This is a genomic window from Novosphingobium sp. MD-1, from assembly GCF_001014975.1.
Taxonomy (GTDB): domain Bacteria; phylum Pseudomonadota; class Alphaproteobacteria; order Sphingomonadales; family Sphingomonadaceae; genus Novosphingobium.
Genome location: NZ_BBXA01000018.1, coordinates 49523 through 57103, shown reverse-complemented (window position 1 = coordinate 57103; position 7581 = coordinate 49523). Strand labels below are relative to the sequence as shown.

The 7581-nt window shown below is 65.6% G+C and carries 7 protein-coding genes; 1 reads left to right on the top strand and 6 read right to left on the bottom strand.

Going from position 1 to position 7581, the window contains the following annotated elements:
• A partial coding sequence (locus NMD1_RS04465; protein ID WP_125953867.1) for a PAS domain S-box protein occupies positions 1 to 1182 on the bottom strand: 1182 nt, incomplete at its 3' end.
• Positions 1183 to 1288: 106 nt separating this feature from the next.
• A complete protein-coding gene (locus tag NMD1_RS04460) occupies positions 1289 to 2497 on the bottom strand; it encodes a PLP-dependent aspartate aminotransferase family protein (protein WP_125953866.1) in 1209 nt (402 codons plus the stop codon).
• Positions 2498 to 2593: 96 nt separating this feature from the next.
• Between NMD1_RS04460 and NMD1_RS04455 the strand changes: the two genes are divergently transcribed.
• On the top strand, positions 2594 to 3925 hold the full coding sequence (locus tag NMD1_RS04455) for a phospholipid carrier-dependent glycosyltransferase (RefSeq protein ID WP_125953865.1): 1332 nt from the start codon (positions 2594 to 2596) through the stop codon (positions 3923 to 3925).
• Between the two features lie 21 nt (positions 3926 to 3946).
• On the opposite strand, the gene NMD1_RS04450 is transcribed toward NMD1_RS04455, so the two are convergent.
• From NMD1_RS04450 to uvrB, 4 genes are all read right to left on the bottom strand, one after another.
• Positions 3947 to 4555, bottom strand: a complete 609-nt coding sequence (locus NMD1_RS04450) for a hypothetical protein (protein WP_125953864.1) — start codon at positions 4553 to 4555, stop codon at positions 3947 to 3949.
• A gap of 21 nt (positions 4556 to 4576) precedes the next feature.
• Positions 4577 to 4861 carry an addiction module antidote protein gene (locus NMD1_RS04445; RefSeq protein WP_125953863.1) on the bottom strand — a complete coding sequence of 95 codons (285 nt, stop codon included), beginning with the start codon at positions 4859 to 4861 and terminating at the stop codon, positions 4577 to 4579.
• The gene (locus NMD1_RS04440; protein ID WP_125953862.1) at positions 4842 to 5210 is read right to left on the bottom strand and encodes a type II toxin-antitoxin system RelE/ParE family toxin; all 369 of its coding nucleotides are present in this window, start codon (positions 5208 to 5210) and stop codon (positions 4842 to 4844) included. Before NMD1_RS04440 ends, NMD1_RS04445 begins: the two co-directional genes overlap by 20 nt.
• A 75-nt stretch (positions 5211 to 5285) precedes the next feature.
• Positions 5286 to 7475 carry an excinuclease ABC subunit UvrB gene (gene uvrB / locus NMD1_RS04435; protein ID WP_125953861.1) on the bottom strand — a complete coding sequence of 730 codons (2190 nt, stop codon included), beginning with the start codon at positions 7473 to 7475 and terminating at the stop codon, positions 5286 to 5288.
• Between the last annotated feature and the right edge of the window lie 106 nt (positions 7476 to 7581).

Here is a 7581-nt window from a genome sequence, read left to right as displayed (position 1 = left end):
GGCGGGGCCGCCCCGTTCCCGCCACTCCACCACAAACCTGCCGTCCGCTTCGCGCCACGCCAGGTTGACGCTTCCGCCGGACAGGGAAAGCGCGCCGTACTTGATCGCATTGGTGGCCAGTTCGTGCAGCGCCATGCCGATAACTTCGGCCGCGCGCGGGGCAAGGTCGATGTGCGGGCCGTCCGTGGAAACGTGGCTGCGGCTCTCGCCATCGAGAATGGCGAGCTGGGCGTCGGCCAGTTCGCCCATCGGAATCGTCGCCCAGCCGCGGCGCACCAGCAAGTCCTGATTGGCGGACATGCTGGCCAGCCGCTGTTCGAAGCGCTGGAGAAACACTGGATCGACGTTGCCCGATCGCCGGGCAAGCGCCTGCACCACCGCCAGCATGTTCTTGGAGCGGTGATTCACTTCCATCAGCAGGATGCGGATCTGCTCTTCCTTGTCGAGCAGTTCGGTCACGTCGGTGTTGGTACCGAACCACGCCAGGATCACGCCGCGCTCATCCCGGATCGGCTTCGCGCGCGAAAGGAACCAGCGATAGCTGCCGTCACGCCCGCGCAGGGGAAACGTGTCTTCCCATTCGCGCCCGGCGGCGATGTGCCGTGCGAACTTTTCACGGACACGTTCAAGATGATCGGGGTGCTGGACAGCAGCCCACCCCCAGCCCTGCATGTCCTCGAACCGGGTGCCGGTGTAGTCGTACCATCGGCGGTTGTACCAGTTCAGCCCGCCATCGGGCGCCGCGATCCACGCCAGTTGCGAAATGTTGTCCGCCAGCATGCGGAAGCGGCGCTCGCCTTCCTTGAGCGCTTCGGCGGCGGCGAACTGGTCGGTCACGTCGCGCGCGATCTTGCTCGCGCCGACAATCCGGCCTTCGGCATCGAGCACGGGCGAAATCGTCAACGAAACGCGGATGGGCGTGCCATCCTTGCGCAGCCGGATCGTTTCGAAGTGCCGCACGCGCTCTCCGCGCTGGATGCGGCCGATGATCGCGTCTTCCTCGCCCTGGCGATCGGCCGGAATCAGACGGCGGATGGACTGGCCGACCATTTCCGCTTCTTCGTACCCGAAGATTCGCGTTGCGGCCGGATTCCAGCTTATGACCGTGCCGTCGAGCTGCTTGCTGATAATGGCGTCATCCGACGACTGGATGATCGCGGAAAGATGCTCTTCCGCCAGCAATCGACTGCTCCCCGCTGCCCGTTCGGGACCAAACTAGCCGGGGTTTTGCCCGACTGTCCACGAACGGATGCAACGGGGATGTGTTCCCGGTGCCAGAGGCCGGCCCTCAGAGTCCTGCTTGGGTAAGCGCCTGATCCAGATCCTCGATCAGGTCGTCCGGATCTTCAAGGCCGACGTTCAGGCGCAGCATCCCCTCGGTCACGCCCATGTCCTCGCGCGCTTCGGGGGAAACCGAATAGTGCGTGGTCGAGGCGGGGTGGCACATCAGCGAACGCGAATCGCCGATGTTGTTGGAGATGTCGATCAGTTGCAGCGCATCCAGCAGCGCGTGGGCCTGTTGGCGCCCGCCATCGAGCACGATCGAGAAGATCGAACCACAGGCCGACATCTGCTTCATCGCCAGATCGTGCTGGGGATGGCTGGCAAGGCCGGGGTGGAGGATCGTGGGCACGCGGCTTTCCACGAACCGGCCGACCTTCAGCGCGTTCTCGCTCTGCCGGTTGATGCGCAGGTCCAGCGTTTCCAGACCTTTCAGCACGACCCAGGCGTTGAACGGCGCCAGGTTCGGCCCGGTGTTGCGTTGGAACGGCAGCAGCTTGTTGTTGATGAAATCGTCCGAACCGCACACGGCGCCGGCCAGTACGCGGCCCTGTCCGTCCATCATCTTGGTGGCGGAATAGGCGACCACATCCGCGCCGAATTCCAGCGGGCGTTGCAGCGCGCTGGTGGTGAAGGCGTTGTCGACCACGGTGGTGATGCCATGCGCGCGCGCCAGCCCGCAGACATATTCCATGTCGACGATGTCCATCGTCGGGTTGGCCGGCGTTTCGAAGAAGAACACCTTGGTGTTGGGGCGGATCGCTGCTTCCCACGCCGCGTTGTCGCGGGAATCGATCACCGTGCCTTCCACGCCAAAGCGCGGAAGCAGGCTGTCCACCAGCCAGCGGCACGATCCGAACGCGGCCTTGGCGGCGACGATGTGATCGCCGGCGGAAAGCTGGCAGAGCAGCGCTGCGGTCATCGCCGCCATGCCGCTGGCCTGCGCGCGGCAGGCTTCGGCGCCTTCCAGCATGGCGATGCGTTCTTCCAGCATCGCCACCGTGGGGTTCTGGAGGCGCGAATAGGTCATGCCCGGCTGTTCGCCGGCGAAGCGCGCGGCAACCGTGGCGGCATCGTCGTAGCTGTAGCCTGATGTCAGGAACAACGCTTCCGACGTCTCGCCCATCTCCGAACGCCAGGTGCCAGCGCGCACGGCGCGGGTTGCGGGGCGCCACTTGGCGGTGATCGAGCGGTCCTGGCCTGTCGTCCGTTTCATGGCGCAGGGCCTTACGCCGCGCGCGTTGACGGTGCAAGGCGTGCCCCGTCACCTCCCATTGCGTGGTTCCGCGCATCGGCCTATCTGGCGATGGGCATGGCCTCGCTTCTCCACAACGCCCCCGCTTTCGATCGTGCCTACCGTTCCGGCCGGGACCGCGATCCGCTGGGCTGGTGCGTGCTGCTGGCGTTCGTGTTCTGGGTGGTGGTGCTGCACCGGCTCGGCATCCCGTCGAAGCCGATGTTCGATGAAATCCATTATCTGCCCGCCGCGCGCCGGCTGATCGAACTGTCCAGCCGGCTCAATCCCGAACACCCGCTGGTGGGCAAGGAACTGATCGCGCTGTCGATGAAGCTGGTGGGCGATACGCCGTTTGGCTGGCGTCTGCCCTCGGCGATCGTGGGCACGCTGGGCCTGTTCGCGGCCATGCGCGCGATGTGGTGGGCCACGCTCTCGCGCCGCGCGACGCTGGTACTCGGCGTGCTGATGGCCACCAACTTCATCTGGTTCGTGATCGCCCGCATCGCCATGCTGGACATGGCGATGGGCGGCGCGATGGCGCTGGCGTTCTGGCAATGGGCGTTGGCCTGGCGCAGGGGCGGGGAGGGCCGGCCCGGACGCGCGCGGCTGCATCTGGCGATGACGGGCGTGTTCCTGGGCCTTTCGCTCGGCGCCAAGTGGAACGGCGCGCCGCTGCTCGCCGCGCCGGGCCTGCTGTTCGCGTGGGACCGCTGGCGCGCGCTGGCCGGCCGGCGCGGGCACTTCCTGATTGCGCACGATGCCGCGCCGGTGCCGGGCGTCTCGCTGCTTGAAGCCGGGCTGTGGCTGGGCCTGCTGCCGATCCTGACCTACCTCGCCACGTTCGCGCCGGCCTTTTTCTACAAGGTCCAGCCGATGACGCTGCACGGGCTGCTGCCCTGGCAGAAATACATGCTGCAATTGCAGGACAGCGTGGTGAAGCCGCACACCTACATGAGCCGGTGGTGGCAGTGGATGTTCAACCTGCGGCCGATCTGGTTCCTTTATGAAAAGGTCGATGGTGCGCAGCGCGGCGTGCTGATGCTCGGCAATCCGTTCACGATGCTCGCCGGGTTGCCCGCGCTGCTGTTCTGCCTGTGGGACGGCCTGCGCGGCAACCGCCTGCGCGCAGGGCTGTTCGCGCTCTATTTCCTCAGCCTGGTGTTCTGGGCGGTGAACGGCAAGCCGGTGCAGTTCTACTACCACTACATGCTGGCCAGCCTGTTCCTCACCGCCGCGCTGGCGGTGGTGCTGGCCGACTGGTGGGATCTGGGCGTGCACTGGCCCGGCCGGATCGCGCTGCTGCTGGCGGTGGGCCTGTTCATCGGGTTCTACCCGATCCTGTCGGCGGGCCGGTTACCGGCGAAGAACGCCTATACCGCCTATACCTGGCTGCACAGCTGGCGCTGACCGCAACGGCTGCCGGCGTCCTCAGGTCGCCGCGTGTTCGGCCGGCTTCGGCGGGGGCGGCGCCGATGGCAGGGGCAGGGGCGATGGGTCCTCGTCGGCGGCCCGGCTCCGGCAGCGGCGCACCACTTCGCGCGCGACATCGCTGCCCGCTACGGTGATCTTGCCCGCGCCCGGAAGGGTGCCGTCGAAGCCGCTGCCGGTAAACACGGCGGCGCGCGGATCGTCGGCCGCGATCGTGCCCTGCCAGATGTAGCCGCGCTCGCCGGGCAGATTGGTGGCATCGACCGGCAGGCGCAGGATCTGCCCTCCGCCGATCAGCGCGAACAGCGCCTGCGCGCCGATCTCGGCGGGCACCGGGCGGGTGACGATCAATTGCCCGCCATGGCAGGCCAGCATCAGCAGCGGCGGCTGCCCCGGAAAACCATAGCGCGCCGCCTCCCCGCCGGCATGGGCGCTCCACCCCGCTTTGGCATCGGGTGCGGGTGGTCCCGGCATCGGCTCGTTGGCGGGAATGGAAAAACGCACCGCCCCCAGCGGCCCGCCTCCGTCAGCGGGCTGTGGCGCCGGTTTGGAACAGGCGGCAAGCGACAGGGCGAGAGCGGCGCCGAACAGCAGCGGACGGGTGAGCATGGTTGCGTTGGTGCTAGACGATCAGGCGGCGCGCTTCTGCACGGTGAGTTCCAGCCCGAGCGCATGAAGTACCGCGACCAGAGTTGCCAGCGTCGGATTGCCGTCTTCGGACAAGGCGGTGTAAAGCGCTTGCCGGCCCAACCCGCTCTTGCGCGCGATTTCGCTCATGCCCTTCGATCGGGCAACGTTTCCCAAAGCGGCGGCGATATGCTTGGGGTCGTTTCCTTCCATCGCGGCTTCGAGATAGAAGAGGATGTCCTCCTCGGTTTCCAGATAAGTGGCCGGATCAAATGGACGAAGTTCCATCGCTGCGCTCGATTTCTTCCTTCAGCCGCTTTGCGGAAGCAATGTCGGCCTTCTGCGTGCGCTTGTCGCCTCCGCAGAGGAGAATGACAAGCTCCTTACCCCGCTGGAAGAAATACACCCGGTAGCCCGGCCCGTAGTCGATGCGAAGTTCGTGAACGCCGCCTTTGACGGACTTGCAGTCACCAAGATTCCCATCGGCCAGGCGTTCAAGGCGAACCACGATCCTCGCTCGCGCCCGCCGGTCCCGCAAGGAGCCAATCCATCCCGAGAAGTCGGGCGTTTCCGACAGCTGGAAGGCTTGTCCTTTATGGAGGACGCTTTCGATTTTATCAATCGGCTTTTGCGACATGTTGCCTCGATACGTTTCCGTTCGAAGCATTTCAGGGGATCGGCAACTTCAGAACAAGGCGCTTTGAATGGCCCCCTACCGCCCCCACTTCGTCTTCTGGCTCTTCCCGAACCGCGTCTTGCGCGTCCCCGGCTTGCCCTCGTTGCTGCGGCCCACCAGTGGCGCTTTCCGTTCGTCCTCCGGCAGACCAAGCTCGGTCGCTTCCAGCTTGCGGATCTCGTCGCGCAGGCGGCCGGCTTCCTCGAACTCCAGGTCGGCGGCGGCGGCGCGCATCTTCTTTTCGAGTTCCTCGATATAGGCGCGCAGGTTGTGGCCGACGAGGTTGTTGGCGCCTTCCGCGTCCACTTCCACCAGCACGCCGTCGCGGCTCGCGGTATCGGCCACGATATCGTGGATGTTGCGCTTGATCGTGGCGGGGGTGATGCCGTGCAGCTGGTTGTATTCGTGCTGCTTCGCCCGGCGGCGGTCGGTTTCGGCGATGGCGCGCTCCATGCTGCCGGTCATGCGGTCGGCATAGAGGATCACGCGCCCGTCCACGTTGCGCGCGGCGCGGCCGATCGTCTGGATCAGCGAGGTTTCGCTGCGCAGGAAGCCTTCCTTGTCGGCATCGAGAATGCAGACGAGGCCGCATTCGGGAATGTCCAGCCCCTCGCGCAGCAGGTTGATGCCCACCAGCACGTCATAGACGCCCAGGCGCAAGTCGCGGATCAGTTCAATGCGTTCCAGCGTCTCCACGTCCGAATGCATGTAGCGGACTTTCAGCCCCGCCTCGTGCATGAACTCGGTCAGGTCCTCGGCCATGCGCTTGGTCAGCGTGGTCACGAGAGTGCGATAGCCCTTCGCCGCCGTCTCGCGGCATTCGTTGATGCAGTCCTGCACCTGGTCTTCGACCGGGCGGATCAGCACCGGCGGGTCGATCAGGCCGGTGGGGCGGATCACCTGTTCGGCGAAGACGCCGCCCGCCTGCTCCATCTCCCACGATCCGGGCGTTGCTGAAACGGCGATGGTCTGCGGCCGCATCGCGTCCCATTCGTTGAAGCGCAGCGGGCGGTTGTCGATGCAGCTGGGCAGGCGGAAGCCGTATTCGGCCAGCGTCAGCTTGCGGCGGTGGTCGCCGCGCGCCATCGCGCCCACCTGCGGCACCGTCTGGTGGCTTTCGTCGATGAACAGCAGACAGTTGTCGGGCAGGTATTCGAACAGCGTCGGCGGCGGTTCACCCGGCAGGCGGCCGGTCAGGAAGCGGCTGTAGTTCTCGATCCCCGCGCACGATCCCGTCGCCGCGATCATCTCGAGGTCGAAGTTGGTGCGCTGTTCGAGCCGCTGCGCTTCCAGCAGGCGGCCTTCCTCGGTCAGTTCCTTCAGCCGTTCGGACAGCTCGAAGCGGATCGCCTCGGCCGCCTGCTTCATCGTCGGCCCCGGCGTCACATAGTGTGAATTGGCATAGACGCGCACGTTGCCCAGCTTGGTCCCGGCCTTGCCGGTCAGCGGGTCGAACTCGACGATGCTTTCGATCTCGTCGCCGAAGAAGCTGATGCGCCAGGCGGTGTCATCGTAGTGCGACGGGAAGATTTCCAGGTTGTCGCCGCGCACGCGGAACGTGCCGCGCTGAAACGCGGCATCGTTGCGCTTGTATTGCAGCGCCACCAGCTTGCGGATGATCTCGCCCTGATCGACGCTCGTCCCCACCTTGAGGTCGAAGATCATCGCCGAATAGGTTTCGACCGAGCCGATGCCATAGATGCAGGAAACCGAGGCGACGATGATGACGTCATCGCGTTCCAGCAGCGCGCGCGTGGCCGAATGGCGCATCCGGTCGATCGCCTCGTTGGTCGAGCTTTCCTTCTCGATATAGGTGTCCGACCGGGGAACGTAGGCTTCGGGCTGGTAATAGTCGTAGTACGAGACGAAGTATTCCACCGCGTTTTCGGGGAAGAAGCTCTTGAATTCGCCATAGAGCTGCGCGGCAAGGATCTTGTTGGGCGCCAGGATCAGCGCCGGGCGCTGCAGTTCCTCGATCACCTTGGCCATGGTGAAGGTCTTGCCCGAACCAGTGACGCCTAGCAGGACCTGCGTCTTCTCGCCCTCCCGCGCGGTGGCCACCAGATCGGCGATGGCGCCGGGCTGGTCGCCCGCGGGGCTGTATTCGGACACGATCCGGAACGGCTTGCCGCCTTCGACCTTGTCCGGCCGTTGCGGCTTGTGCGGCACGAAGGTGCCGGATGTGTCGGGCTCTTCCAGCCCCCTGCGGATCACGAGTTCAGCCATGCAGGCAGATATGGCTGTTCATGCTGCGTTCCGCAACCGGTGCCGGCCGTCGCGCGCGGCTATCGGGCATTTTGGGTGATTTGCATCATTGGCGCGCAACACAACC